The organism is Anaerosporobacter mobilis DSM 15930 (assembly GCF_900142955.1).
In the GTDB taxonomy this organism is placed as follows: domain Bacteria; phylum Bacillota; class Clostridia; order Lachnospirales; family Lachnospiraceae; genus Anaerosporobacter; species Anaerosporobacter mobilis.
In genome coordinates this window covers 24,533-49,454 of record NZ_FRCP01000020.1, presented here as the reverse complement: position 1 = coordinate 49,454, position 24,922 = coordinate 24,533, and the positions used below count along the sequence as shown (strand labels likewise).

The 24,922-nt window shown below is 36.5% G+C and carries 17 protein-coding genes; 3 read left to right on the top strand and 14 right to left on the bottom strand.

The window, feature by feature from the left end; genetic code table 11:
- Window positions 1-58: 58 nt before the first annotated feature.
- On the top strand, window positions 59-208 hold the full coding sequence (locus BUB90_RS23615; protein ID WP_170865530.1) for a hypothetical protein: 150 nt from the start codon (window positions 59-61) through the stop codon (window positions 206-208).
- Between the two features lie 593 nt (window positions 209-801).
- Here BUB90_RS23615 and BUB90_RS18250 read toward each other — a convergent pair.
- The 14 genes from BUB90_RS18250 to BUB90_RS18185 all read right to left on the bottom strand — a co-directional run bounded on the left by BUB90_RS18250 (window position 802) and on the right by BUB90_RS18185 (window position 22,581).
- Window positions 802-2,340 (bottom strand): ABC transporter substrate-binding protein, encoded by a 1,539-nt coding sequence (locus BUB90_RS18250; RefSeq protein ID WP_073290050.1) that lies wholly within the window; start codon window positions 2,338-2,340, stop codon window positions 802-804.
- 336 nt (window positions 2,341-2,676) lie between these two features.
- Window positions 2,677-3,636, bottom strand: coding sequence for a carbohydrate ABC transporter permease (locus BUB90_RS18245; protein ID WP_073290048.1), 960 nt, complete (start codon window positions 3,634-3,636; stop codon window positions 2,677-2,679).
- Complete coding sequence (locus BUB90_RS18240; RefSeq protein WP_073290045.1) at window positions 3,605-4,600, bottom strand: ABC transporter permease subunit; 996 nt, start codon at window positions 4,598-4,600, stop codon at window positions 3,605-3,607. Before BUB90_RS18240 ends, BUB90_RS18245 begins: the two co-directional genes overlap by 32 nt.
- A complete protein-coding gene (locus tag BUB90_RS18235; RefSeq protein WP_073290042.1) occupies window positions 4,593-6,803 on the bottom strand; it encodes a DUF5696 domain-containing protein in 2,211 nt (736 codons plus the stop codon). Before BUB90_RS18235 ends, BUB90_RS18240 begins: the two co-directional genes overlap by 8 nt.
- Window positions 6,800-8,836 carry a YIP1 family protein gene (locus BUB90_RS18230; RefSeq protein WP_073290040.1) on the bottom strand — a complete coding sequence of 679 codons (2,037 nt, stop codon included), beginning with the start codon at window positions 8,834-8,836 and terminating at the stop codon, window positions 6,800-6,802. The genes BUB90_RS18235 and BUB90_RS18230 overlap by 4 nt, the downstream gene beginning before the upstream one ends.
- 14 nt (window positions 8,837-8,850) lie before the next feature.
- Window positions 8,851-9,723, bottom strand: a complete 873-nt coding sequence (locus BUB90_RS18225) for a carbohydrate ABC transporter permease (RefSeq protein WP_073290038.1) — start codon at window positions 9,721-9,723, stop codon at window positions 8,851-8,853.
- A 15-nt stretch (window positions 9,724-9,738) separates the two neighbouring features.
- Window positions 9,739-10,665, bottom strand: coding sequence for a carbohydrate ABC transporter permease (locus BUB90_RS18220; RefSeq protein ID WP_242952571.1), 927 nt, complete (start codon window positions 10,663-10,665; stop codon window positions 9,739-9,741).
- Window positions 10,666-10,681: 16 nt separating this feature from the next.
- The gene (locus BUB90_RS18215; RefSeq protein ID WP_073290035.1) at window positions 10,682-13,651 is read right to left on the bottom strand and encodes an extracellular solute-binding protein; all 2,970 of its coding nucleotides are present in this window, start codon (window positions 13,649-13,651) and stop codon (window positions 10,682-10,684) included.
- Between the two features lie 226 nt (window positions 13,652-13,877).
- On the bottom strand, window positions 13,878-15,470 hold the full coding sequence (locus tag BUB90_RS18210) for a glycoside hydrolase family 43 protein (RefSeq protein ID WP_073290033.1): 1,593 nt from the start codon (window positions 15,468-15,470) through the stop codon (window positions 13,878-13,880).
- Window positions 15,460-16,452, bottom strand: coding sequence for a glycoside hydrolase family 43 protein (locus BUB90_RS18205; RefSeq protein WP_073290031.1), 993 nt, complete (start codon window positions 16,450-16,452; stop codon window positions 15,460-15,462). The genes BUB90_RS18210 and BUB90_RS18205 overlap by 11 nt, the downstream gene beginning before the upstream one ends.
- Window positions 16,453-16,535: 83 nt before the next feature.
- Entirely contained in the window at window positions 16,536-19,106 is a 2,571-nt protein-coding gene (locus BUB90_RS18200) for an alpha-L-arabinofuranosidase C-terminal domain-containing protein (protein ID WP_084139362.1), read from the bottom strand.
- Window positions 19,107-19,429: 323 nt separating this feature from the next.
- Window positions 19,430-20,350, bottom strand: a complete 921-nt coding sequence (locus tag BUB90_RS18195) for an ArsR/SmtB family transcription factor (protein WP_073290029.1) — start codon at window positions 20,348-20,350, stop codon at window positions 19,430-19,432.
- Window positions 20,351-20,471: 121 nt separating this feature from the next.
- A complete protein-coding gene (locus tag BUB90_RS18190; RefSeq protein WP_073290027.1) occupies window positions 20,472-21,908 on the bottom strand; it encodes a sensor histidine kinase in 1,437 nt (478 codons plus the stop codon).
- Window positions 21,898-22,581 carry a response regulator transcription factor gene (locus BUB90_RS18185; protein ID WP_073290025.1) on the bottom strand — a complete coding sequence of 228 codons (684 nt, stop codon included), beginning with the start codon at window positions 22,579-22,581 and terminating at the stop codon, window positions 21,898-21,900. The genes BUB90_RS18190 and BUB90_RS18185 overlap by 11 nt, the downstream gene beginning before the upstream one ends.
- A gap of 252 nt (window positions 22,582-22,833) precedes the next feature.
- Here BUB90_RS18185 and BUB90_RS18180 point away from each other — a divergent pair, with 252 nt between their 5' ends.
- Window positions 22,834-23,811 carry an ABC transporter substrate-binding protein gene (locus tag BUB90_RS18180; RefSeq protein ID WP_073290023.1) on the top strand — a complete coding sequence of 326 codons (978 nt, stop codon included), beginning with the start codon at window positions 22,834-22,836 and terminating at the stop codon, window positions 23,809-23,811.
- A gap of 196 nt (window positions 23,812-24,007) precedes the next feature.
- Window positions 24,008-24,922, top strand: coding sequence for an ABC transporter permease (locus BUB90_RS18175; protein ID WP_073290020.1), 915 nt, complete (start codon window positions 24,008-24,010; stop codon window positions 24,920-24,922).

Genomic DNA, 24,922 nt, shown 5'->3' with positions numbered 1-24,922 from the left:
GATAGCGTAGTATCTTAGTACTTCTTAGTGTGTGTTCAATATCCTAGGAAGGCGAGGCATGGACGCCGAGCCAGCCTTCGCTGAGGCAGGATGCCGAATCGAAGGCGGGTCCGTATTCATTGATGAATGTGGTGAACACATAGAAGTACTTAGATGCGTAGCGTGTTTTGTGTCATTGTGTGAAGATATGAAGCATTCATCACACTAGACCAAGTTTGAAGTTTCAAAACGCTAAGTACAGTAAACCCGCTTCGTACTCTTCACACAATGACTAAAAAACGATAGCGTAGCATCTTAGTACTTCTTAGTGTGTGTTCAATATGCTAGGAAGGCGAGGCATGGACGCCGAGCCAGACTTCGCTGAGGCAGGATGCCGAATCGAAGGAGTTTCCGCATACTGCAATCATCTATCCAAACACACTTAGAAGTACTTAGATGCGTAGCGTGTTTTGTGTCATTGTGTGAAGATATGAAGCATTCATCACACTAGACCAAGTTTGAAGTTTCAAAACGCTAAGTACGGTAAACCCGCTTCGTACTCTTCACACAATGACTAAAAAACGATAGCGTAGCATCTTAGTACTTCTTAGTGTGTGTTCAATATACTAGGAAGGCGAGGCATGGACGCCGAGCCAGACTTCGCTGAGGCAGGATGCCGAATCGAAGGCGTTTCCGCATACTGCAATCATCTATCCAAACACACTTAGAAGTACTTAGATACGTAGCGTGTTTTGTGTCTTTGTGTGTAGCGTACGAAGCAATTAACACACTAAATAGCGTTTTGAAATCACATTACCAAATTTATTGTCCAATTTCTGCTAACGCATCTTGATTATATTGGTTTGCTTTTTGTTCTAATTCGCTTGCATAGTCAGCTGCATTCTTTCCATCAATACGAACAGAATCTTCAATACCAGCATAAGCCTCTGCAATGAAGTTAACGAATCCAGGAATTTGTGTATCACCAAATGGAATTACATTAATACATTTTTTGAAGAAATCATCAAAGTATGGACCGTATTTTAAGTCTTCTTCTGTTGGATTCTCTTTTGTTGCTGATGGATAATATTCTTTAATACCAGCCCATACCGTTTCATCTAATGTAATTGGAAGTGGCATAGATTGTTTGTAGATTGGAGTTCCGTCTGCTGCTGTTATTGTCTTATAGCCTTCTAATTTGTGAGTCCAACCTTCTGCTCCCCAGCCCATCCATTTTAACAATTCGTATGCTTCTCTTGGGTGTTCTGTACCTGATGAGATACCACCAAAATCAAGCACACCAAATACATTCTTAGAACCAGAACCTTCTACTACTGGTGTTGTATAAGGAACGAACTCAATACCTTTTTGTTTCCATTCATCTGTATCAAATAAGTTAAGATATGTCCACCAAGCATCCATTTGGAAACCAATCTTACCAGTAGAACCAGCCCAAGCGGTTCTATCTCCTGTCCATGCTTCGTTTTCATCTGTATCAAAGAATGGCGCATGATATTTACCGTTTACAAGTTCAGCCCATTGGTTAACACCTTTTGCCCAATTTTCCATATGGAAGGAAGTACCGTCCCAACCAAATTCACCGATACAATTAGGGTCTGCTGCTACTGGATAATAAGTAACAAGTGAGTGGAATTGATTAAATCCATAGATTCCATCGCTTGGAGAAGTAACTGCTTTGATTGCATTAATCATCTCATCCCAGTTCCAATCAGTTGGAGGCATCTCTACATTCATCTTCTCAAATACTGCCATATCTGCATAGATTGCATCTGGGAAAAACTTCATAGGAGTACCGTACTTCTTATCTGTACCGTAATATCCCATCTTTGCTTCGTTGATTGTAGGAAGAATGTTTTGGTTTTCTGGATCTGCTTCCCAGTACTCGGCCATATCTCCAAGTAACTGATTGGATAATGCAAAATCACAATTACCAAGAATCATCATACAGTCTGGTGTTTCTCCGTTGTTAACCATGTTAAGTAAGGTATTATTATATTCTCCATCTGCTGGATAATATTGTACCTCAACCTTGATGTTTGGATACTTTTCCATGAACTTTTCAGCAAGATATTGTACAAGTGGTTCGTTATCAAAGTGTACATAAGTTAATGTAATATCTTCTGTTGTCATATCTGGAAGTGCACTTGCCACCGTATCTGTAGTATCCCCATCCTTGTTATCTGCTTCGTCAGTAGAATTTGTACCATCTGTTTTTTCCGTTACCTGTGTCGCATCGTTTCCATCTCCCTTTTTTCCAGAAGATGCAGCACAGCCACTAAGCATCCCAACACACATAGCTGTTGCTACGAAAAGACTTATGAATTTTTTCATTTTTCTCATAATAAAACCCTCCTTTTAATAAGTAACACCTTTTGAGCTTTTGCGAAACTCTTTGTAATGGCGACAAGCATATCAATGTGTTTTATGTCTACCGTTACAATTTCTCGAATTGTGTTTACCGTCACATACAATGTTTTTTATTGTATGTGTAAGTAACACAATTTTAGAGAAATTGTAGTAGGCAGTCTTAAAACACAGATATGTTGTCGACATGGAAAAGAGTTTCGCAATTGCCAATGTACACCTTGTTTGAGCTTTTGCTCTATATTTCTAATGAATATTCCTTATTAACATACACTCCATAACATCCCAATACATAGAGAAGTGCAAGAGAAATTATTCACCAGTAATACCAGTTCTGTCTAGACTTTCAACGAATTGACGTTGAAGTACAAAATACATAATAAGTAATGGTAATATACTTAACATGGTTCCTGACATCTTAATGGATTCATTCAAACTAACCATTCCACTACCAGTTACACTTGCTTGCGTCGTATAGGAATCTGCAAAGTTCTTCAAAGATACAACCAATGTACTCCAATCACTCTTTGATACAGCGCCACATACATATAACTGTGTTAGATATGACTCATTCCAGTACCAAACGATAGAGAACAAGAACACAACAAGTATAGCCGGTGCTGCTGACGGTAGTGCTATCTTTACAAATGATTTAAAATGCCCAGCCCCATCAATCTTTGATGCTTCTATAAGAGCCTGTGGAACCTGTCTGAAGAAATTATAGAAGATCAATATGAAGATCTGACTCTTAAGTCCCTGCCCAAGCGCCGCTGGTAATATGAAAGCATTTAAAGAATTCAATATCTTCAAATCGGAATACCATACATAGTTAGGCATCATAGTAACCTGTGCTGGCAGTATGAAGGAAAATATTAGTATGCCAAGCATAATCTTCTTGCCTCTGAAATTATATCTGGCAAATCCATATCCAATAATGGAACATACAACTACATTTAGCAAAGTAGGTAACCCTGCAATAATCACCGATTGTCCGAATGTTTTCCAGAAGTTCATTGATTTTGCTGCATTTACGTAATTTTTAATATAAAAGGTACTTGGTATCCAGTCCACGGATGTATCAAGCAAATCATCTAATGGCATAAAACTTCTGCTAATCATGTAGAGTAATGGGTAAAGATATACAAATCCAATGCAGATTAACAAAGCATAGATAATTGTCATCTTTCCAAATCCTTGTTTATCTTTGGAACCCAAGAAGAATTTCTTTACTTTGTCCCTGCTAATTTGAGGTTTTTTGCATCTTATGTTCATACCTTTCCCCCTTTCTACGTACTTTAGCTAATGTCCGTTTTTCCTTCTTTAACTCTCTTCTATACGCTTTTTCTTTCTTAGCGTACGCATCCTTTTTGGTGATTAGCAACACTGCTACCAATGCTACAATCACGGTTACAATAATTGCATACATCCACGCCATAGCAGATGCATATCCGTAGCCCCTACTAACATCGAACATAGCACTTTGTATTAATACAATCAGTCCATTCTGTTCATTGTTGGATAAGAAGATAACGGTATATACCGCAGTTAATAGTACCATTGGTTTTATCGTTGGAAGTGTTATCTTCCAAAACTCCTCCCAAGTTGAGCTACCATCGATCTTAGCTGCCTCATATAAGGATTTATCGATCTTTTGGATTGCTGCTAAGAATAGTAGGATTTGCACACCTGAATACCATAGAATCATTATCATATTATCGAATAGATTTGTAATTGCCTCTGCTATCATCCCGGGTAAGAATCCATTCAGAACCTGATAGATCATTACCGTATTCATAGATGGAATCGTTGCAGCCCCCTGATCTGCTAGTTGTGCCATTACAGGCCCACTAGCAATAATTACTGGTAGGAAAAAGATTAATCGAAAGACCCCTTTCATACGAATCTTACTATTTAATAGTAATGAAATAATCAATGCGAATACTACAATAACAGGTACAGCTAATAATGTATTCAATGCATATCCAGCTAGTTCTGTAGGAAAATTCACATCCTTTTGCCAGATATCCAGATAGTTTTTCATTCCTACCCAGGTTAATACCCTTCCCTTAGGTGTCATCTTAATCTTATAGAAGGCGTACTGAAAGGATTGTGTCAAAGGGTATATTACAAACAGTAGCATGCCAATAATCCAAGGAAGCACAAACAGATATCCAACGTGCTCCTCTTTCTTCTTTAGATGACCAGTTTTTCTTTTTACTGTCTTTTCTCTACTCATTTGCTTCACCTACCCTGTAAGACATGGCGTCTACTGTAACTCCATCGATAGTAACTGAATAACTATTGTAGTTTACATAGATCTTCACACCATTATCATAAGTAACCACTGCTACATTTTCCTGTGGCTTTTCATGTTTTTCAATACAAGCTCCTTGCACCGCGGAATTAACTTCTTTTAGCTTTGTATAATACTCAATTATTTCATTCTTGTATACACTATATTTTGCAGAATAGATGTCGCAAGAATTGGTATATAATAATTTTGAAGTATCCTCATAGGTTATGTAGAAAGATGGTGAAATTCCCGTCTCAACAAGTTTTAGGAAATACTCGTTCTTGTCTGCTTCAAAATTCGTATAATCTCCATATAGCGGCATAATTCCTTTTAATACAATCGATAAAAATGGTACATCTTCATCTGCGAAGATATAATCAGAAGAACCAACTGGTATGTTATACAATGCACCAGCATATTTCCATAGATAAGCAAATGGCTCATCTAGAATCAAATCTGTACTTTCACTCATTGTATTCAACAGCTCATTATACACATTAGCCGTATCCACTCTGCTGTATGTACTTCCACTATAGGTATAAGAAAACAATTTATTCGTTACACCAGCTAATGCTATATGGTTCACACTTTTTTCAGTATAATTCTTTAAGAGTTTCTTTAAGTTCTCAGCGGTTCTTTTTGGTGTAAGATACACCATCTTCTCGAATACATCTTTGTAAGTTTCTTCTTCAAAGAGACGCTTATCTATTCTTTTCACTACATTGTAAGTTGTATTACTTGTACTTGGATTAGCACGGAGAGCATCTTGGTAGAGGTAGAAGTCAATTCCCATCTCTTTTGTATCCTTTATAAGATTGGTAAGTTTCTTTGTACCACCTAATTTCCAATCCGCTTTATACTTGGTGATTGGTAACGTATTTATTCCGCCCTTTTGCCAACCTTTATAGATTGCTAGGATGTCCGTTACATTCTCTTTTTGTAGGTCCTCTAGTATGCTTTTTACTTGTTTTGTTGTTGTCATTGGAACAGATACGTTGAAGATAAACCACTTCTTAATATCACTTCCAAGAAAATCAAGACGGATCTTAAAATCATCTTCTTGTTTTATAAGCGCTTGTTTCTCTAACAGATAATTACGATAACTTTTGGCCAAACCTGAATAATCGGCATCTTCTTCTCTTGTGAAAGCAAATCGTACTTTGATATTACTATGCGTACGATCTTCCTCTACTTTCGGAACAGAACCTCCCGATTTACTGGTTGGCTGCACATACACTTGGCGTAGACGGAATTTTGTAGTTATCCAGTTATAATTGGTGTATGCTCCGTTTGGATATGCTTCAATACTAGCATCGTACTCTCCTTCTTCGATGATACCTATATATGCCATCTTAGAATCAGTATGTACCATTCCAAACACGGGTGCCATGATCATCTCTGCATCATTTACGGTTTGGAATTCCCCCCAGAATAGGGATAATACATGAGACTCATTAAATCCCACATTTTCTCCATATACTCTTTGGGAAAACCCAGAAGTATATTTTCCACCATTATCTTCTAGATTAATTATGGCACCATTTCCATCTGGAATTAACATATAGCCATCTCTGTCACCTAAATATGTATTGCCCATGAATGGATATACATATATGTTACCGATCTTATACTGATCGTTCGTCTCGGTAATGGATTCATCTGGGATCTCTACTGAAAATCCGTTATCTAATAATGCTACTTTAACCTGATAAGTAAATCCATATTTCTCATAGGAGACATCCGCTGTAAATCCATTGTCTGTTAACTGCACATCTACTTTTGCTCCATCTAGTAAACTAGCTCTTGTAAGCTGCGTAGATACATTATCAATTACTTCTAATACAATTCCCGACTGCATGAAATTCTTCCATGATGCATTACTCTTTCCATCATCTTCAGAAACTGTGGATTCCATAATCGCACCTGTTTTCTTATCCCGAACTATAATAGAAAGTGTGTCCTCATACAGATATAGCTGATATTCGTCATTCTCGGCAATTAATTTGTGCTCCTTAATGGTAGCTGCATGATCTTCAGTAATGATATACTCTTGTGCTTTAACACTTAATGAGTTACTAAACCCAGGAAGCAACGCTACTAATAGCAATAATGATATTGTTACAATACAATTTCTTAATTTAATCATAATCGATACGCCACCTCTCCAGATATTTTCGTTATAAACTCAACAACTTGTGCAAACAAGATGTATAAGATAAATACCACTAACGCTACGATTAATACGGTAAATGCCGTCAGTAGAATACACTTGATACTTTCCTTGAAGGAATAATTATTCATCTCTTTAAGGGTGATAAACAGTAGTACCACAATCCATGCAAACATAAAGTAATAGGTAAATTGGACAAGGAAAACTTCACTGTATGTTATGATATTACTAATAATAATTCCAATCGGTTTAAAGATTAGATATGGTGTTAATGCAAATGCGTATCCACAATATAGCTGCTTGAATGTACTCTCACCATCATGAATGGTACACATCAAATAATTACAGATAATGAGCACAATAAATGCAATTAATATCTTGCCAATATCACCAACTAAATCATACTGTCCATCTCTAACATTCTTAAGTAAAAAACCACAACCATATTTGCCTAATATGCTTAGTACAATTACGAATGCAAGAATAATATTGGCACTTAGATAAGAGGCTTTTCCTTCTCTTTTCACCCCATAGCAACCGTCAACAGGGTGCTTCATATAATATAGAGAATACCGCAACTGGCTTATTAACGTCCTTTGCCTAAACCTTGAAAGTTTCTTTCTTATGCTCACTAATGCACCAATCGAATCTTTCTTTTTCTTAAGGAACACTACTATCAAACTAATTACTATAATACATAGAATCGCTGAAATCAGGTTCTCACGTATCCACTGATTTCGTATCTCCCAGAATGCATCTGAGTATCCACTCCAGTCTTTTGCAAGTCTTGCATAATGCAGCGCTTGACTATAATTCTCTTCTTGGTAGAAAGCCCTTCCCATTGCCATATTGGCATAATCAAAGAGACTGTTCATCTCAAGTACTTTCGTAAGAGGTTCTTTACTTTCCGTATACCTACCTTTTCCATATAGATAAAGTGCATCATGAAGTAGGTTCGTGAATTCTGTTGGTTTGAAGATATGAATCTGCTGTTTTTCTCCATCTAGTAGATAGATTCTATTGTTAGGATCAATGGCAATGGCATTAACCTTGCCACATAAACCAATTCTTCCTCTCCCATCATCACGTCCACCGAATACAAAGAGCATGTCACCTTCGCTACTATATTCATATACATATCCTTCTTGGGAAGCTACGAATATATTATCAAAGTTACCTGTGGTAACTGCTGCTGGTAAATCATCATAAGCATCTGGCTCAATTAGATTATTACCAGCGATATTTAACTTCTTAAGTGTGCTTATATTCTCACCTTGCGTTACTGTATAGATTAGCCCTTGACTGTCAATTGATAGGTTGGTTGGCGTTGACGGAAGATTACTTAACATCTTTGCCTTCTGTTCATCTGTGAATATCATTCGTTGGAAAACTTGTAATAAGGATACCGAAGTATAGTTGGTACCAAAATATCCGATGAAAGTTCCTCCTTCTGTCGGAGATATTTGAACGATACCATTGGTATTTCCTTCACAGATGATATACATATTGCCGCTGTTGTTAACAACAATCTTCTGTGGTTTGAACTCCACCTTATCCCCGTAGAGAGGGTGGTCTGGTTTTCCATATTCATTAACCTTGACACCAGAGCTATTGTAAACAACTACTTTTCCACCATCTTTGTCAGCAACATATAGTGTCTTATCTTTTGTTACATATATCCCCGTAGGGGCAACCAAATCTCCCTCTCCTACGGTGCTTACATAGTTTCCTTCTAAATCAGAAATTAGAATTCTCTTGTTTCCTGTGTCAGCAACATATATATACCCATCCTCTGTTATAACCATGTCAGAAGGCGATGAGAATGAATTCTCTCCTATCTTAGTAATTGATGAATCCGGTGAATAAGCACTTTGTGTCTCTGACACATATCCATATCCATCAATGGTATAGGTTTTATATGGAGTAGATGCTTCTGATAATACAGGTGTTAGTAATGCAATTGTTGCGGTTAATAAAACCAACGCACTTCTTAATCTATTCTTACTCACTTGCTTATCCCCCTCTACTTCATACCTGAATGAGCCATTGTGTTCATAATACTGTTTTGTAATATGATAAACAGTACTAAGTTTGGCACAAACATAATCAATGCCGCCGCTGCTGCAACACCTTGGCCTGCAACTGTATTATTGGTTGCTGCCAATGTATTCATATAGAAGGCTAATGTCTTAACCCCTTCATTGCTAACGTATAAGTTTGAACTTTCCACGTTAACCCATACTTGTTGGAAGGCGAGTATAGCAGAAGTTGCAATGGCAGGTTTAATCATTGGTATTATAATTTTAAAATAAACTCTTAAGTCACTGGCTCCATCTATGTAAGCTGCTTCAATTAGTGCATCTGGTACTTGATCAATAAATTGTTTTACAAGAAATAAACTAACCGGCATTGCAAGAAGCGGTAGAATATGCGCAAGATAAGTATCCGTAAGTCCTAGAACATTAATTGTTAAGTATCTAGGAATCATAACTGCAACTGGTACGAACATTAATGCCATATTATTAATTTCTAATATTGTGTTCTTTAATTTGAATTTAAGCTTTGATAAGGCAAATCCTGAAGCTGTTGATAACAGTATGGAACCAAGTACAACAATTACTGTTACTACAAAACTGTTGAATACATATCTGCTCATTGGGATACCAGACATGGCAGATGCCTTAAACAACTTAGTAAAGTTATCAAGTGTTGGTCTTGTTACGAAGAACTTTGGCGGGAAAGCGAAAAGTTCATCCATCGGTTTAAATGCATGGCAGAATATGAATACAATAGGAAGAAGCATAAACAGCGCCAAAGGTAGAACTGCAAGAATAATTTTAATCTGTTTCTTCTCAAATTTCTTAGGATTAATATTACTTCCTTTATAACCAGCCATTTTGTTTCCTCCTCTCTAGTCTTTTTCTTGGAATAATTTCTTGGAGATTTTAGAGAAGGTCCAAACAATTCCTAGTAAAACTACAGAAACTGCTGCTGCATACCCCATCTCATAACGAATGAATCCGTAATCTTCAATATGGTTAACGATTAATTGTGCTGCGTAATTTGGAGTCGGATTGGCACCAGATAATTGAACACCAATTAAACCATTCTGGAATGTTCCAACGATCGCCATAACTGCTCCGAATAACATCTGTGGTTTCATAGTTGGTATTGTTATATACCACATCTCTTGAAAACGGTTCTTCACTCCATCTAATGCTGCTGCCTCATATAAAGACTCATCTGCATTCAAGATACCAGCTAACATTGCTAAGAAACCAACTCCCATACTACTCCATAAGGCTACGATAATAACAATTGGTAGTAGATATCTAACATCAAGAAGCCAGATAATTGGCTCATTAATAATACCAAGGCGCATCAACCAACTGTTTAGATATCCTGTCTGGTCACCACTGAATATAATCTTCCATAATACAGTCATGGCAACACCAGAAGTCATACTTGGTGAATAGAAGATTAATGCCAATATCGTTCTTGGTGTCTTCGACAACTGTGCTAATGCCCATGCTAGTATGAAGGATAAGATATATCCACCTGGTCCAACAATTAGCGCATATAACACGGTTTTTGGTAATACATATTGCATGAAAATCTCATCTCGTGTAAGAAGATTAACATAATTCAGAAATCCTACAAAACTAGGGAATTGAATCGTATTAAAGTTCGTGAAAGATAATGCCATCGCAATTACCATTGGAACAATAATAAATGTTGCAAATAAAACTAAGTATGGAGCAAGAAAAGCATATGCCGATCTGTTTGAAGTCTCACGCTTTCCTATTTTCGTTCTCTTATGAGTCGTGCTTGCTCTCACTTTAATACCTCCCATCTTATTCGGTCTTGTTCAGGATTTCTCTCACAGTCTCAATGGTTGGGACTTCGTAATTCTTAATCATTTTTCCATCCTTCATATATCCAAACTCTTCTAATTTTCTCTCAGTCTCTCGGTCAATTCGTTTTACTGCATTATCCAGTGTAATTCTTAGATTCTTACCATCTACAACTATCGAGTTATAGGCATTACTTAATTCACGCTCTAACATATATGTTCCAAGAATTCTAGGGGCCTCCATAATCCATTTATCCTGATCTATAATTACTTTCTTATCCTCAGAACGAATTGCCAGACTAGTGAATGCTTCTGTATTGGCTGTATTCCAGATGTACTCATCACCATAGGTGATTTGTAATGTCTGCCCAAATTCCGCTTGGACTTTAGCAGATGACCACCATTTCATAAACTCCCAGGCTTGCCCTTCTCTTTCTTCATCAGACTGAAACATTACCGTACTTTCTGCACCGCCAGAACTATAATGTAGTACGTCCCCATCCTCATCTTCTACACCAGGAACCAATGCGATTCCCCATGAATTAGCAATCTCAGGTGCAGCATTAATTAATAAGTTATATACGGAATAATCAGCGATACCAATTGGTAAATCACCGTTTCTAAAGTGTTGATAGAAACTAGGAACATCCTTAGGAAGATTATAGATTGTAAACAGTTCCGTAAGTTCCGTAAAACCTTTTACAGCCTCTTCACTATTAATAGTTGTATCTCCTGCATATTCACTATATAAGGAAGCTCCATTCTGGAACAACAACGGTGTCGTTCCATGGAAGGTTTTCATCGCCACCATACCAGCTGTTGGGTAATAGAAATTCAACCCTCTCATCTGTAATTCTGGCAACATATTCTTTACCTCCTCCATAGTCTCTGGAACCTCAAGTCCTAATTTATCAAGGATATCTTTACGGTAATACATTACCCAGAAGTTTCTTGTTTCAGGAAGTGAATAGATTCCTTCATTAATAGTGGATGGTACTAATAATCCTTCTGTATATCTTGAGGCAATCTCTGTGAAATCATCAAACTCTGTTAGATCCTTAATCGCACCTCTTATACCAAGCTCAAAAGGAATTGCATAGTTAATACCTGTAGCGATATCTGGTGCATCCCCTGAAGCATTGGCAAGCACAAGCTTGTTTTGATCTGGCATAAGGGACAAATCAACTTGAATCCCTGTTTCTTTGGTGAATTCTTCGTCAATCATCTTTTGCATGATCTCAAGATATTGTCTGGAGCGATTTACCCACACTTGAAGGTGAGAATCGTCCGTGTTATCCACAGAATATGCTTGATCCGTGAACGAAGTAAAGAATCTATTCGCATTCATCTGCATGGATTTGAAAAACCCTGTTTTTTTGGGTAATTTTGCTTCCTCTTGATATAGATAAATACGGTCTATGTATAACTGATTTTTATTAAGCGCATCTAATAGATTTGCTAGAAACCTTGTTACCGAACTAACACTTGTTGATAGTTCTGCTATACGATATGGTAATTTATTAGGTTCTTTTGCTAAACTTCTTAATTGTGTAGATGCTACGTAAATAGAAGAGAAGGAACCAATTTGATCAACTTTCTCGTTATAGCATTTTACACTATCCGCAAGAGCCTCAAGTTCATCTGCATAATCATATAATTTCTGTCCCACTCCCGGAATATAGGATTCCATGTTGAGGTCTCTGTATTTATCCTTGTTCGTTCCAGCAACCTTAGTAATCTCTAGGGATAGATTATTGATCTCTGACATGATTGCTTCTACCGCTTCTATAACATGCCTAATAGGATCAATACTAATTGTGAAGGAGATCGTATGTACACCTTCATCTAGATACACACTAAGATAATTTGAATTATCATCTTGTAAGGTTGTCACACGGTAACTCTTTCCATAGGACAGAGGATAATTTTTGAACTTTGTATTGTTTATTAACCCATCTACCTTGACATCCACAAAAACAGGGAAATCACTCTTGTCACTTTGCTTGTAATTAAGTGCTATATAGTAATAGCCCGCTTTTTCAATATTCTGTTCATATGTAACGGTCTGGCCTGCTTCTTTAAAAGACTGACCATCTAATGTATTTAACTCTTTATTCTTGACATTGTAAGGTTTTACGTCAACATCATATTCGCATAGAGCTCTTACAGAGGAATCATTTCTATAGGTAGGATATTCACCTTGAAGTGTGTATATTGCATCCCCCTCTGCTTCTTTTGGCTCTGTATATTCACTGATACCTACCTCTTTATTCAGATACATATTGCCAAGTAATACATTACCTTCTGATATACCAATTTCAATGGTATTCTTACCTGCTTGTAATTGAATTCCTAACGGCATGGAATGACGATAGCTGGCATCCATAATGTATTTGTTATTCCACTCCATTACTTTATCCGGAACAGATACCACCTGATTTCCATAACGGTCGTACAGTTTCTCTTCTCCATTGGTCCACTGACTTTCGAATGTTAATCTTCTTGCCTCATAAAATGGATACTCACCATTTACTTTCATGGTCATCTCAATGGGTAGAATAGAATTGTCATAAGATAGGTAGTCAAAACTTATATAATATACAGCTGTTTTCTCTACATCAAATGATAATGTTCCTGTTTGGTCAAGTTCCATCTTTATCACTGGATTCTTATATTGGTATGACGCTTCCATATCGGTAGCATCAATTATAGTACCTGTGCCAGTCTCAAAAGCTTGATTTATTGGAATCTCAATCTGCTCTCCCTCATATGGATTTGCAGTGTATTCCGCGCTTACATAAGTATATTTTTCAGCTAACAATTCACTCGTATATACGGCAGTCGTACTTGTCTGTTCACTCGTACTTTTTGAATCCACCGCTTTCACTGTTAGCGCAAACCCAAACACACTATTCATTAGGACAGAACCACTTAATACTATTGCAGTTAGCCTTTTAATGCTCTTGCGCATAATACCTTCCTCCGTTCCTGTAATCATCCTAAACTATTTATTTAGTATTTTCTAAACTAATTTAATTTTACCATACAATGTATAGTTTAGTCAATGCAATACTCGCTTTTTTATGCATTTTAACCACTATTTTTTATAAAAATCCAAAGTTTCTATAGTAAGAACCCACTATATTCACTTATTATTCATTATATAATATAATAGTTTATTTTTTTGTAAAATATCTCTATTTGCTATTTTCCGGTAACGCATAAATACCACTGCCTAATATGGAAATCCCTTTTTCTGATAATGCTGTAAATACCATCACGTTCTTTTTTCCATATTCGTCCCACTGTTTTGTTACTATGCCTTTATAAGATTCCCCTTTAATCGTAATCTCTATTTGATTATCCTTCTTTAACTCCCAGGTTCCAGTCACACGGCCAGATATGGTATAATCTGCATTTAACCAGATTTCAGTGGATTTTTTCATGATTGATGAGATGTCTTGCATCTGATTAATATACTTGTATGGACCAACAACATCTTCCTTCGTATAGCTTCCAATACTCTCCCCTATATACCGATAAGGTGATACTACAAACCAGCCATCTTCATTCAGATACATCTGGTGTACTCGTACTTGATGACCTTCGCCTCTATTCTCAAATCTAGTGTGAAAGATTAAAAAATAGCGATTTGTCTTTTCATCATAGATAGCTGAATTATGCCCAGGAGACACATAGCCGTTTCTTAGCTTGCCTGTCTCCCCTTCTATATAGTTAAAATGTATATTTCCTAAGATTTTTGTTCCATACTGCGCTGCTGCCGTATCATCGAAGAAACTTCCTGCAGGCCCTTTACAAAGAGTCATATCGTTTCCAGCTGCATCATAATATGGTCCATCTGGATTCTTGGAACGGCTTACACGAATGTTATATCCTCCTGTTGCATCTAATCCCCCATAAGAAAGAAACATGTAGTAATAATCTGTCTCTTTGCTATACATAATGTATGGACCTTCTATTCGTAGATGATTTTCACCAAGTAGTTTTTTCCCATATCCCTTTTCTAGAGGGAATCCCGTTTCTGGATTAAGTTCTAGAATATAGATTCCACCAGAGTAAGATCCATACACCATCCATAATCGATTTTCTTTATCAAAGAATACACATGGATCTACCGCATTAGGATGAATTGTAGAATCGTAGGTATCCCCATTCTCACTAGGCGTATCGGCTTCCATACCAGACTTTAATATAATTCCTAGGTCTTCGTAAGGACCTTCCACTTGATCCGCAACAGCAATTCCAAGTGCTGATATCGGCGCATCACCTCTACATGCGCAGTAATACATATAGAACCTACCATCCGCCAACTGTATAACATCTGGCGCCCATAAGGTATCAGTCTGTCCCCATGTCAATGCTTCCTCTAGTTCATCTGGAGCATCAGGTATGATAGTGTTGGTTTTATTCACACCAGAAGATAATAACTCCCAATTTATTAAGTCTTCTGATTTTGCCCCCGCTAGATGGGAACCGAATACATAATACGTTCCATCAACTTCTATAACAGAAGGATCATGAACACTTACATCCTGAAAGCTATAATCGACTTCTTTCTGGGCATTCAACTTACTGTTCATATAGGTCTCCTCCTCTTCTGTCTTTTCTACATTATTTTCAGTATTGCTTCCATTCGTTTCTTTTTTTTCTACCTTACTTTGTTCAATAAGGTCGTCTTTTACTTGTTCTGTTCCCATACTCTGCTTACAGCCGGTTAAAGTTACTACTAAGGACAAACATACAACTAGTTTCCATATCCTATTTCTCATATTCCTCACCCTTTTGTTCCTCTATCTCAAATATAGGGAAACCAGATTTACCCCATTTGACCTCAAGAATCATAGCATGACGATTCGGGTCGCTTAATGGGTCCCCTTGTATCTCTTCATATGGTCTTGCATGATAAATCATTAAATCCTTTTGATTGTCTTCCGACTTAGTAAAGCAGTTATGTCCAGGTCCAAACACCCTCTTCTTCTCATCCGTTACAAGGACAGGATTTCTTAATTTTGTCCACGACAGCGGATCTAGTAGATCAGAATCTTCATCTGCATACAGTAGACCTACACAATAGCAAGCCCCTGTTCCACTTGCTGAGAAGGTTAAGAATAGTTTCCCATCTCTTTTCAGTACCCCAGGTCCCTCATTTACCCAGAAGTCAACTCTCTCCCAATCGTAATCTGGCGTTGTTAGTAATACCTGAATGGTACTAAGTTTTATTCCTGATTCCATCTTTGCGATATATAGATTGGATATTTGTTTTCCTACACTGACTTTCTCTGCCCAGACGTAATAATATTCTCCCTTATTCTCGAATACTGTTGCATCTAATGAAAACGCTCGAAAGGAATACTCATCCTCAGCTGCACATTGCATTTTCCCCTTCTCTACCCATGCAGCCTGAGTCGGGTCTTGCCCTTCGCATTCCAGTACATAAGGTCTAATCTTCCAGACATCTTCCTTCTCGCCAGCTGCAAAGTATATGTACCATTTACCAAATATATAGTGAATCTCCGGTGCCCATATATGTGCACTCATCTCTCCCGATTCATGCTTCTTCCAGATTGTAATCTCCTCCGCCTCAGCTAACCCCGAAATAGTGTTAGATCGTCTCAGTATGATTCGATCATACTGAGGTACCGAACCGGTAAAATAATAATATCCATCTGTATGCTTATAAACGTAAGGATCAGCTCTCTGTTCTATCAACGGTTTATTATATTTTGTCCATAACTTTTTATCTTTCTCCATGTGCAAGCCCTCTCTTTCTTCCCATCCGCTAGTCAGTATATTGTCTCTTTGTCACCAGCTTAGATTAATGTTATCTTAATCCATTAATTAATCGTCTCTATTCTGAATATTGATACAGAATTTGCTGGTGCCACATATTCATAATTTTCAGTTATTTTTATTTTCCTTATTATTGGTATTACATTCTCAGGATCTCTAAGTGAATTCTCTGCTTCAGGTTTCTCATTAGCAAGTACCTCCACCGTTGCATCTTCTGTAAGATTGCAGTTTTCTAATCTTATGGTAATTTTACTTTCTTCCTCTTTGGTGTTAACCAACTTCACAATAATATCTCCTGTTTTCTCTTCTTTACTAACGGTTTGATATACAGGAAATACTTCTGGTACTTTGATTACATGCATTTTTGTATCATCTAGATAACAAGTAACTGTGTCTTGATTCACTACTACCTTAATCTCATACCAACGATCTGTTTGTATCGTAACATTTCGTATGTCAGATACGATATTCTTGGTTCCTCCAAGCGCTTCCTCTACTACACTCCTTGTATTGTTCCAGCCACCGATATTCCAGTGATAGAAGTTCTTCTGATCTTTCACTGCAAATGGTATTAAGAACCCTTCACTTCCAGATAATTTCTTTGCCCTAACTGTATAGGTATAATTACTCCAATTCGTATCTCCAACGTAAGAGGCACTTCCCATAATGGCATCGTTTGTTGGATAAGAGGCATTCGTCTGTGCATAGACCATATTACCATCTTCATCATCTATTATTTCGTAGAATCCTTGGCTACTACCTTCGAAGTTTGAAGCTTCTGTAGAGAAATCATTCTCATACAATACTTTACCAGTCTCATTATCAGTTACTTTCATATCATCAAACACAGCTGCTGTTTTCCAGGTACCTACTCCAATCTTTCCAGTAGCACCTTCTCCTTTGACATCCATTAATGAACTCTCTAACAGATAATCTCCTATATTATTAGCAAACATCTTCTGTACATAGTAATTAACAGAACCAAATACTTTGCTATTATTAAACCAAATCATATCTGGCTTCCATTGTGACGAAAGGGTGTTTCCAAACAAAGGTGCATATGCCGCCATCTTAACAACATCACTATTCCTCTCAAGGGCTGTCATATATGCTGCCTCGGATATTGCTGCTTTTAATGAATTTGATTTGGCTGCATATTCCCCTAAGAACACTTCCGTTCCTTTTCTATCATAATCATCATATCTTGTTGTGTTTTTCAAAAACCATTCTGGCTCATTATAATAGTGTTCATCTACTAAATCCGCATAATTGATAGCATCTTCATTATGACTATCTATCTCTGACCACGCATAATCGAATAAATCACCACTTGATAATGGACCTGAGGAGGTTATCAATTTAATATCTGGGTACTTCTCTCTGAATACTTGAACAAATTTCTCGTATCTTTTAAAATATTCTTCTCCCCACTGCTCATTTCCAATTCCTAAGTATTCAATCTCAAATGGTTGTATATGTCCCATGCCAATTCGCACACTTCCCCATGTTGTTGATGCATCTCCTCTGCAAAACTCAACCAAGTCTAATGCATCTTGTATGTAATGATCTAGTTCACTTAATGCTGCTAATGTATTCGTCTGTCCAGCTGCTCTTGCTTGACAAGACATTCCACAGTTTACGATAGGGACCGCCTTAGCCTCCAGATCTTCGCAAAGTAAGAAATACTCGTAAAATCCAATTCCATAGGTTTGATAATAAGGGTAATCTTTCGTTCCAATCCACAAGTTTTCATTTTGTTTCCTCTGCGCTACATCTCCAACGGTATCCTTCCAGCAATACGCATTATCCAGTGGATTTCCTTCTACAATACATCCTCCAGGGAAACGGATAAAGGAAGGTTGTAATTCCTCTAATAGCTTTACCATGTCCGCTCTAAGTCCATTCTCGCGGTTCTTATAAGTATTGACTGGGAAAAGTGAAATCATATCCATATCAATCGTTCCTGCTTCTTCAATAACTATTGATAGACTTCCTTTCTCTACCGTCTCTTCTGCTTTAATTAATATCTCCCTCTTTGACCATGAACCTTCTACGCCCTCTATGTACCCACTTCCAATGTAATTATGTTTACGATCTTCTAGATTAATCTGAATTTTTCCTTTATAAGAATCGCTTTTTACATATACGCTAAATCGGTATTCCTCTCCTTTTACAAAAGACATTCCTTCAAGAAATCCCTTATTACGTACTCCACTATTCACTGATTCTGTCTTTAACTCCAGATAGTTTGGATTATTGTCATTCAGTACATCTTCACTACATATTCTTAGTTCTGCATTATTAACTACCTCATACCCATGAAGTTGTCCTCCCTCCGCAAGAGATTTCTCAAATTCAAAGGATCGATTAATTACCTTTTCTGCATATAAACCACCATCTGCTGCAAAATTAATATCTTCAAAGAAGAGCCCATACAAGGTCTTACTAATATCAATTCCTTGTTTTTCTCCATTAATTAATAAACCGTATTTATTATCTTCCATCCTCTTCTCCTCCAGTACATTCCCATGATCCTTATTGCAACCATTGATAAATAACAGCGCTATACAACAACAAAACATTGTTACTCTTCTTTGATAAAAATGTTTTTTCATTCTGCTTCCTCTTTCATATAACTAAATTATTTTAGCTATATCTAAAATATAATGCTATTATATCTACTTAAATTTCATTTGTAAAGCTATTTTGTACAAATTAACCATAATATTTTAGATGTTATTATATTTATATATTCTTTTCTAAACTATTTTCTCCAAGTATCCCTGATATATGTGCAATACAACGGAAATACCATTCCTAGCACACCGCCAAAAAAAGAGACAACTTTCAAATTGAAAGTTGTCTCTAAAGTAATACCTATTTACGAAAATAAAACTAAATATATCTGATTAACTAGCCCCTCGAACACTTACTACGTTTAGATTGGACTATAATTAATTCGTACTTTAATATCTTGTGAATAGTTACCAAACTCTTTACCAAAAATCGTTAAACCGCCAACGTTTGTAGCATCGTCATTAACCGAGAATTTGAATTTAATTGAGCTTTTATAATCCAGTTTGAAATCTTCTATTGTAACATTAGAAATCTGCAATCCATCAATAAAAGTTCCTTTTTTATTAATAACTAACAACTTAAGCAGGCCATATTGATTCCAGTTTGGAAACCACCAGTCTGGTGTAAAGATTCCCTTAACCTCACCAAAATCTCCTGGGCTGGTCCATGTTCCTATACAAACATCATTTAGGTAAAAACTAATATCAGAAGGCCAATCATTATTAATTCCTGGTGCTTCTGAACTTAATTCTGCAGAAAGTGTAATCTGATCAATCTTTTGAGCTGCTGGTAATAAGTTTGGAATCTGATATTCTACATATCCTTTAGAAAACCATATAATCTGTGCATTCACTCTATCTGAATGTGCAAAATATCTAGGATCATCAACTTCTCCGATCAATTGCTCGCCAGTTGATATACCACAAGTAGGATAGATAGAATAGTCGGAATACAAACCTACTTTAACATCTGTATCATAGATATTCTTTGAATCTGCTTGCTCTTCCGCCATAATCTCAACTAAAATTTTATCTACATTTACTCGGCAAATCTTCTGGTTTCCATGACCTGTGTATTCTGAATAAACTTGTACGATTCCGCTATCTTCTAACTTTTTAACATGACTAGTTAAGGCTCCATTCGTAATTTTCAAACTAGAAGCCAATTCATTCATATTCATTTCCTTGTTCTCTAAAAGCTTCTTAACTATATTAATACGTACATCAGATCCTAGTGCTTTAAAAACATTTAGTCCTTCATCTAAATTCTTGATATGTAGCATACTCTCATCCTATACTTTTTATTTTTTTAAAATACTATACATTTTCCTTAACAATAACATTATACATGATTTTTATTTATTATGCAATCATTGTCTTATACGATTCCATATGCTTTCTACCCTATCTACGTTTTGGAATAGTCACAATAAAGCTAGATCCCTTTGTATATTGGGAACGGACGCGAATATTCCCCGTATGTTTCATTATAATTAACTTCGCTATGGATAATCCTAATCCATGACCACTAATCTTTCTATCACGTACATGGTCAGAACGATAGAATCTTTCGAATATATTATCAATATCCCTCTTTGTCATACCAATCCCTGTATCCTCAACCGATATCACACAATCTCCCTCTTTGTTTTCACAAGATATGTAGATAGAATCTCCGTCACTAGTATACTTGACAGCATTATCAACGAAAACCCTGATAGCTTGCTTAAGTGCCTGCTTATCTCCATAGACCATAACGTCTTCTAGCGCCTTCGTTTCAACGATACGGTTGGTGGTTACCATCTTTGTTTCCTTCAACATATCTTCCACAAGTACACGCATATTAAACACATGCTTCTCTAATCTAAGTGTCTTTTTGTCATGCCTTGATAGGAATAATAGTTTCTCAACCAACTCTTGCATTGCCTTAGATTCATTCTTAATTGCTTCTATGGATTCTTCTAATACTTCCGTATCCGATTTGCCCCATCGATCTAACATATTTACATATCCTTGAATAACAGCTATTGGTGTTCGAAGCTCGTGAGAAGCATCGGAGACAAATTGCTTTTGACTTTCATACGATAATTCAATACGGTCTAGCATCTGATTAATAGTCACTGCAAGGTCCTTTAGTTCGTTCTTTGTTCCTGCAAGATTAATTCTTTCACTTTGCAAGTTATTAACGGTAAGGCGATTTGCTAACCTAGACATATCCTTTAATGGCAAGAATAATTTCTCATCACCCTTTTTACCATATACAATTACGCTCCCTGTAAATATTGCAAGCAGTAATATAACAAATGGTACCAAACGACTCAATAAAAGTCGTTCACTTGATAAATCAAATTGAAAATATAACGTGTAGTTACTATCACCAATCTTAACCTTTTGCTTATCCTTCACAACTAATATTTTCTTTCCATCTATATCCCCATAGAAGACCCTATTAAAAATACTATTTCTCTTTTCAATGTTATACAAGGTATCATTAAAAACAACTTCTTTTGTTGCTTCATTCGTAATCCTTAGTGACAACCCTTCCGAATAGTATGGATTTCTGTCTTCAAGATCTGCAATACTAATCTCTTCGTTTTCTAACTTAAGTATCATCTGTTTTTCTAAGGTATTATTATCAAATGCTGATATTCCTAGATATACTCCAACGAATAGAAAGCAAAAGACAACACTATTAATGATTAATAATCTAAGATAATTTAGCGATATACGGAATGCGATTGAGAAATAGAACTGGCTAAAGAATAGTCCCATCCTCTTTCGTAATGGTAGAACCGTACGAATCAGTAATTTTCTTATCCATTCAACTATCTTACTTCTCATCCTTAATTATATACCCCACACCACGTACCGTACTAATCAGATGGATTCCATATTTATCATCTATCTTTTGACGTAGGTATCTAACATATACATCTACCACATTCGTATCCCCTAGATACTCATAGTCCCATACGTTATTCAATAACTGCTCTCTTGTCATAGCTATATTCTTATTCTTTAGAAGGTATTCAAGTAATTGGAACTCTTTCTTTGTCAATGTAATCTCTTCTTTATCATATGTAACAGTATGACTAGATAGGTTAATTACAAGCTTGCCATATTGCAGAATCTCTGTTTTAGTGCCGACATTCGAATGACGATTTAAAGCTACACGAATTCTCGCAAGTAACTCTTCAATAGCAAATGGTTTGGTCATATAATCATCCGCACCCATATCAAGACCAGCAACCTTATCTGTAACATCATCTTTAGCCGTTAACATAATAATCGGAACTTGTTTTCCTTCTTGTCTTACTCTCCTACAAACTTCAATTCCGCTTAACCCCGGTAGCATAATATCAAGAATGACTAAATCAATATCTTCATGCATTGCTTTTTCAAATCCTTGTCTTCCATCTCCCGCTATCTCAACTTCGTATCCTTCGTATTTTAATTCTAATTCAACAAATCTTGCAATCTTATTCTCATCCTCAACAATTAATATCTTTGCCAAAACAATTTACCTCCTAATTAAATATTCGCTTTGTTAATTACTTCTATTGTATCATTAATTCCATGATTTTCACATTAAAAACGAATTAAAACTGATTTTCTTACGGTTTAAATCGAGTCTTTGACCTAGTTCTACAACGTAATATTAATTGACTATCTTTTAAAAATAGCGTATAATTCACTTTATCAAATGAAAGTTTTAAAGCTTTAAACCCAAAAACTAATAATACGGTATGAAAGGGAAACGGATAGTATGAAAAAAACGAAAAGAGTAATATCCACGCTATGTATTCTTGCTTTATCTATAACAGCATTAACTGGTTGTGGCTCAAAAGGTTCCGGCAAAACATATAAGATTGGTGTAAGCCAAACTACAACACATGATGCACTTGACTCTGCTTACAAGGGATTTATTGATGGCCTAGCAGAGGCTGGATATAAAGAAGGCGATAATATTGAAATTGATTTCCAGAACGCACAAGGGGAAGCTTCAAACAATAATACAATCGCTGCCAAGTTAGTAAATGATAACCCAGATCTTATTCTAGCAATTGCAACACCAGCCGCTCAGTCTCTAGCTAACCTTACACAGGATATTCCAATCGTAGTTACAGCAGTTACTGATCCAGCAGATTCCGGTATTGTTGCCAGCAACGAAGCTCCTGGCGGAAACATAACGGGAACCTCTGACTTAAATCCTGTTAAAGAACAGATGGATTTGTTGCTTCAATTAGTACCTACTGCTAAGAAGATAGCGATTCTTTACTGCTCAAGTGAACCCAATTCCAAATTCCAAGCAGATCTTGCTAGCGAAGCTGCTACAAACGTTGGTTTAGAAACTGTAGATGCTACCGTATCGAATACAAATGATATCGAACAAGTTGTGCAGTCTTTAGTAGGTAAAGTAGATGCAATCTATGCTCCAACGGATAATACAATTGCTTCTGGTATGTCAACCGTAGCTATGGTTGCCAACTCAAACAATATGCCTATCATCTGTGGAGAGTCCGGAATGGTTATGAACGGTGGTCTTGCTACATATGGAATTAACTATTACAACTTAGGAAAACAAACTGCTGCTATGGCTGTTAAGATTCTTACTGGTGAATCCAAACCTGCTGATATGCCGATTGAATACCTTGAAAAAATGGATTTAACTATTAATGAAGATGTTGCAGCTCAATTAGGAATTACAATACCTGATGATTTAAAAGCCAAGATGAATAAATAACTCTATTATTAACTATATATGTGCTTCATACTAGAATAGCCCCCATCTTATAATTCATTATGGGGGATATTCTCTTTTTCTCTTTTTCTCTTTTTTCTTATCTATACAAACGTGGTATAGCTATTCGCAATGTCAATGGTACAAGTTTTATTAGTTTTACAGGTTTGAAACAAACAAAAGATTACGGGAGGTTATTATGAATATATTTTTTGCAATTTTAAGTGCTTCTGGGCAAGGCCTTTTATGGGCAGTACTAGCACTTGGTATTTATATTACATTTAAGATTCTTAATGTCGCAGATATGACTTGCGATGGAAGTTTTGCATTAGGTGGTTGTTTAAGTGTCACCCTAATAGTATCCGGTTGGAACCCAATTTTGAGTTTACTACTGTCTGTATTAGCTGGTATGGCGGCTGGTATGGTAACTGGTTTCTTACATACGAAACTTAAAATCCCTGTAATTCTAGCTGGTATTTTGAGTATGATATCACTCTATTCTATCAACTTAAGAATATTGGGACAGCCAAATCAGTCTTTGCTTAAGTCGGATACCATCGTTACCATGATCAAGAAAGTAATTCCCGACTCTGTTATGGATCATATCAAATACTCTACACTTAATTCTCTAATTGTTATTGGAATCGGTATTATCTTCGGTGTTTTACTTTGTTTTGTATTATATTGGTTCTTCGGTACAGAAGCTGGTAGTGCCCTTCGTGCAACTGGTACCAACGAAGATATGATTCGTGCTCTTGGACAGAATACAGATCGCATGAAGATTCTTGGTCTTATGATTAGTAACGGTCTAATTGCTTTATCTGGTGGATTAGTAGCACAGAGTCAAGGTTATGGAGATGTTATCATGGGACAGGGTGCTATTGTTATTGGATTAGCTTCTATCGTAATCGGTGAGGTATTCTTTGGACGTTGTACTTCTTTCAAAAGTAAACTTATATCTGTTATTGTTGGTTCTGTCATCTACCGTGTAATTATTGCCCTTGTCCTTCAACTAGGATTAAATAATAATGATCAAAAATTATTTACTGCTATTATTGTTGCAATTGCACTCGCAGTTCCAACAATAAAAAAACAAGCTCAAAACTGGAGGTAG

What these genes read in the sequence shown, in the direction of transcription:
- BUB90_RS23615 (WP_170865530.1), top strand. Translation starts at nt 59, where the DNA reads ATGGACGCCGAGCCAGCCTTCGCTGAGGCAGGATGCCGAATCGAAGGC.
- BUB90_RS18250 (WP_073290050.1), bottom strand. Translation starts at nt 2,340, where the DNA reads ATGAGAAAAATGAAAAAATTCATAAGTCTTTTCGTAGCAACAGCTATG.
- BUB90_RS18245 (WP_073290048.1), bottom strand. Translation starts at nt 3,636, where the DNA reads ATGAACATAAGATGCAAAAAACCTCAAATTAGCAGGGACAAAGTAAAG.
- BUB90_RS18240 (WP_073290045.1), bottom strand. Translation starts at nt 4,600, where the DNA reads ATGAGTAGAGAAAAGACAGTAAAAAGAAAAACTGGTCATCTAAAGAAG.
- BUB90_RS18235 (WP_073290042.1), bottom strand. Translation starts at nt 6,803, where the DNA reads ATGATTAAATTAAGAAATTGTATTGTAACAATATCATTATTGCTATTA.
- BUB90_RS18225 (WP_073290038.1), bottom strand. Translation starts at nt 9,723, where the DNA reads ATGGCTGGTTATAAAGGAAGTAATATTAATCCTAAGAAATTTGAGAAG.
- BUB90_RS18215 (WP_073290035.1), bottom strand. Translation starts at nt 13,651, where the DNA reads ATGCGCAAGAGCATTAAAAGGCTAACTGCAATAGTATTAAGTGGTTCT.
- BUB90_RS18210 (WP_073290033.1), bottom strand. Translation starts at nt 15,470, where the DNA reads ATGAGAAATAGGATATGGAAACTAGTTGTATGTTTGTCCTTAGTAGTA.
- BUB90_RS18205 (WP_073290031.1), bottom strand. Translation starts at nt 16,452, where the DNA reads ATGGAGAAAGATAAAAAGTTATGGACAAAATATAATAAACCGTTGATA.
- BUB90_RS18200 (WP_084139362.1), bottom strand. Translation starts at nt 19,106, where the DNA reads ATGAAAAAACATTTTTATCAAAGAAGAGTAACAATGTTTTGTTGTTGT.
- BUB90_RS18195 (WP_073290029.1), bottom strand. Translation starts at nt 20,350, where the DNA reads ATGCTACATATCAAGAATTTAGATGAAGGACTAAATGTTTTTAAAGCA.
- BUB90_RS18190 (WP_073290027.1), bottom strand. Translation starts at nt 21,908, where the DNA reads ATGAGAAGTAAGATAGTTGAATGGATAAGAAAATTACTGATTCGTACG.
- BUB90_RS18180 (WP_073290023.1), top strand. Translation starts at nt 22,834, where the DNA reads ATGAAAAAAACGAAAAGAGTAATATCCACGCTATGTATTCTTGCTTTA.
- BUB90_RS18175 (WP_073290020.1), top strand. Translation starts at nt 24,008, where the DNA reads ATGAATATATTTTTTGCAATTTTAAGTGCTTCTGGGCAAGGCCTTTTA.